Raw genomic sequence first — 3,459 nt, forward strand, 5'->3', positions numbered from 1 at the left:
ACTTTTTAATAAAATTTTCAAACGTTGCGTTAGCAAAAATCGCATCTGACTTGAGTGAAATTTAGTAATTTTTCAGAATACTCAATTAAATTTCTCAAACCACCAGCAAAAAGCAAAAAGCAGTCCCGGAGTTTTAGGTATGCTTTCATCATACATAAACTTTTTTGCTTCGTTTACTTTTAGATAAACTACCTCTATCTCTTCATCATCGATGCCGCCGTTATTAATTTTGTCTTTTTGAGAAACTTCCGTATAAAAAAGAGTCTGTTTGCTTCCGGCAAATCCAACAGAAGTATAAAAAGAGGTAAGTTTTTTAATATTTTTGATATCCACCTCATAGCCGGTCTCTTCTAAAATCTCCTCTTTTGCTATCTCTTTTAAACTTTTATCTTTATCTACGATTCCAGCGCACAGTTCATATGTAAAAAAGCGGTTATGTTCAACATAAAGTGCGGGTCTAAACTGCTTTACGAGTATAAAAGATTTTTTCTCTTTATGGAAGATCAACACAGCCACGCTATCGTGAGCTTTTATAACTTCCCATCTTTTTAATTTGCCCTTTTGCAAATACTCAATTTTTAAGGGTTTTATATATTTTCCATCTTTTAAAGGCTTTATATCTAAAATTTTTATATTCAAAATATACCCTTAACTAAGGAGTATTACTTTAGCAAGACCCAAAAAGGCAAAAAATCCCACAACATCCGTAACGGTAGTCAATAAAACGCTACTACCAACTGCCGGATCGGCTCCGATTTTTTTTAAAAAAAGCGGAATTGTAGCACCAAAAAAACCTGCCGCAAAAAGATTTATTATCATAGCTAAAGCTATAACTACGCCAAGCATATGATCGCCAAACCAAATCCACGCTATAGCTCCCATGATTATCGCAAAAATAAGTCCGTTAAAAAGAGCTATTAAACTCTCCTTGATTAACGCCTCTTTTGCGTTTTCCCACTCTATCTCTCCAAGGGCTAGTTTCCTTACTACAACCGTTAAAGTTTGAGTTCCTGCATTTCCGCCCATTGAAGCAACAATGGGCATCAAAACCGCAAGTGCCACATATTTTTGGATAGTTTCGTCAAAAAGGCCTATAACGATAGAGGCTAAAATGGCGGTCCAAAGATTTATAAAAAGCCACCAGGCCCTTTTTTTAGTAACTATTTTAATATCATCTTCTTCTTCCGCTTCCTCTTCGACTCCCGCTAAGTTATAGATCTGTTCGGTTGCTTGCTCTTCTATCAAATCTATAATATCATCGGAAGTTATTCTACCAAGCAGCTTTCCTTGATCATCCACAACTGCAATAACAGGAAGATCGTAATCTTCAAATTTTTTTATTACATCTTTTATAGGTTCTGCGGCTCTAACGGTTATAGGTTCGTAATTTCCCTTTTTTATGATATCTTTAAATTTTTTGTTAAAATCAAAAGTTATCAAATCCCCTAAAGGAATGATTGCCTTTAAATGCCTATCATCGTCAACCACATATACCTGCTGGATATTTTCAAGTTCACCCTCATTTTTTAATTTTCTAAGCCTTTTAACCGCATCTTCTATAGTTTCGTCAAGTTTTGCCTCAAAAACCTCAAGCTGCATATAAGCACCGGCTTGAGACTCTTCATATATGCTTAATTTACTAATATCCTCTTTATACTCTTGGCTTAGATTTTCATAAACTTTTCTTTCTAAACTTTCATCAACTTCTTCAATATCCTTTATCAAATCCGTTGCGTCGTCAGATTCGAGCTCTTCAACCGCATCGGTTAATTTTTTTGCGTCAAGATTTCTAATGGCGTCATCTTTTATGGATTCTGGTAGTTCAAGTAAAACTTCTCCAAGTATCTCTTTTGGTAATTTTTTTAAATATTCATAAAAAGCCTTTTCATCCTCTTTTTTCAATTTTTTTAAAAAATCCGCTATCTCTGGAGAGGATAATTTTTCGCTTTTTTTATTTTTTATTATATTTTTGATCTTTTCTCCTACTATAGAAAATTTAAATTTATCCATCATTCCCCTCCTTTATGATGGATTTTTTCTCTTTTTGCAGATTTATGGCATAAGAGAATTCTTCATATTTTTTGGGGGAGTGGGCAAATTTTATAGTCTCTTCTAACTCTTTTTTATATTTTGAAACTTGAGCTAAAAATTTTTTTCTTTTTTTTGAAGATAGCTTGCTTTTTGTTATCTTTACCACTTTTAAAGGATTTATGGGTCTGTTGTTTTTATACAATCCAAAATGAAGATGAGGTCCGGTGCTCAATCCGGTATTTCCTACATAGCCGATAATTTGCCCCTGTTTTACATATTTTCCTCTTCTAATGCCTTTTCTAAATTTCGATAAATGGGCATAGAGGGTTTTATATCCGTCTTGATGCCTAATGATGATAGTTTTCCCATAGCCACCTTTTCTACCGGCAAATATCACCCTTCCGCTTCCGGCAGCCATAATCGGAGTTCCTTTTCTTGCCCCAAAATCCACTCCCAAATGAGCTCTATATTTTTTTAAGATGGGATGCCATCTTCTTAACGTAAATTTTGAGGTAATTCTTGCGTGTCTTACCGGTCTTTTCAATAAAAAACCTTCAACTTCTCTCCCTTTTTCGTCATAATATCTTCCCTCAAATAGATATATATAATGTTTTTTACCGTTAGTTTCTACCATAGCAGCCTCGATTTGAGGCATACCAAAAACTTTTCCCAATCTTTTCTTTTCGTTATAAATTATTGCGATTTTATCCCCTTTTCTTAGGGATCTTCTAAAATCTATGCTATTTTTAAAAGCGCTGACAAACTCGTTTGCGAGTTTTTTGTCGCCGGTTTTTTTAACGATATCAAAATATGGGGATTTTTCGATCTCAAGAACGAAAGAGTCTCTAATCTTTTGATAAATAATAGGCGTTAATTCAAACTTATATTTTCCGTTTTTTTGGTATATATGGATTTGTAGCTCTTCATTTATAGGTATTAAAATTTGTTTTATTTTATCCTTATCTTTTAAGATATAATATCTAACACCTGCAATTATCTCATCGGCTAATTCTTTTGTCTCCCTATCCAAATCATAATAGAGTTTTTGAGGAAGGGAGTTTCTTTTTAGAAAAGTTAAAAGTGTCTCGCCGCTTTTCCATTTATGCTCTTCCAGCTTTGCGCCATAGACAAAAGTTAAAAATATTGTCAAAAGCGCTAAAAATATTCTCATCTACTGCTCCAAAACGGGTATCTAAAATTTGCTATTTTACCAAAAAAGGACTTAAACTTATGCTATAAAAGTTGCAAAGATTGTTTTAATTTTCTTAATCTTTTTTTGATATAATCTCTCAAACCATAAATAATAGGAGATATTGTGAAAAAAATTATACTTTTTATCGCTTTTGTTTCAATAATTTTTGGGGATATTAAGCCAAACATAGATAGTAAAATCGTTAAAAGCTCAAACTTTACGGCAAATATTGAAAA

3 protein-coding genes are annotated in these 3,459 nt (G+C 33.1%); all 3 read right to left on the reverse strand.

Annotated elements, in window-relative coordinates:
* Positions 1-81: 81 nt before the first annotated feature.
* From AC30RD_RS01195 to AC30RD_RS01205, 3 genes are read right to left on the reverse strand one after another with little or no spacing between them, the layout of a single operon-like run.
* Positions 82-639 carry an NUDIX domain-containing protein gene (locus AC30RD_RS01195; protein WP_489492312.1) on the reverse strand — a complete coding sequence of 186 codons (558 nt, stop codon included), beginning with the start codon at positions 637-639 and terminating at the stop codon, positions 82-84.
* Positions 640-648: 9 nt separating this feature from the next.
* Positions 649-2,013 carry a magnesium transporter gene (gene mgtE / locus AC30RD_RS01200; RefSeq protein ID WP_489492314.1) on the reverse strand — a complete coding sequence of 455 codons (1,365 nt, stop codon included), beginning with the start codon at positions 2,011-2,013 and terminating at the stop codon, positions 649-651.
* The gene (locus AC30RD_RS01205) at positions 2,003-3,202 is read right to left on the reverse strand and encodes a peptidoglycan DD-metalloendopeptidase family protein (RefSeq protein WP_489492316.1); all 1,200 of its coding nucleotides are present in this window, start codon (positions 3,200-3,202) and stop codon (positions 2,003-2,005) included. Before AC30RD_RS01205 ends, mgtE begins: the two co-directional genes overlap by 11 nt.
* Between the last annotated feature and the right edge of the window lie 257 nt (positions 3,203-3,459).

Source organism: Nitrosophilus sp. (assembly GCF_982775275.1).

Excerpts from the sequence above, each read along its gene's own strand:
- mgtE (WP_489492314.1), bottom strand. The coding sequence starts at position 2,013 with ATGATGGATAAATTTAAATTTTCTATAGTAGGAGAAAAGATCAAAAAT.
- AC30RD_RS01205 (WP_489492316.1), bottom strand. The coding sequence starts at position 3,202 with ATGAGAATATTTTTAGCGCTTTTGACAATATTTTTAACTTTTGTCTAT.